The organism is Staphylococcus sp. EG-SA-2, from assembly GCF_017152085.1.
Window position 1 is genome coordinate 1 of sequence record NZ_JACYHC010000397.1, and the last position, 204, is coordinate 204.

A 204-nucleotide genomic window follows, 5' to 3' on the forward strand; every position below is an offset into this window, starting at 1 on the left:
CTCGTTACTTTAGTTTTGAAAATTAATGACTTCAATGCTTCATCTTCATCATCAGGTGCAAATGTTAATGAGATTTCATCATTTTTCTTTAACTCTAAGTTATCAAAAGGATTTTTTTTGAAATCAAAATCAAAATATCCTTTTTCATTAATAGGCATCCAAACACCATCGGAACTAGCTTTAGTATCTTCTTTACTAATTCCA

1 pseudogene is annotated in these 204 nt (G+C 28.4%); it reads right to left on the reverse strand.

Annotated features, from left to right (window positions below):
- Window positions 1–204, reverse strand: a pseudogene (locus IDG60_RS03675) (FKLRK protein); the annotation flags it as partial.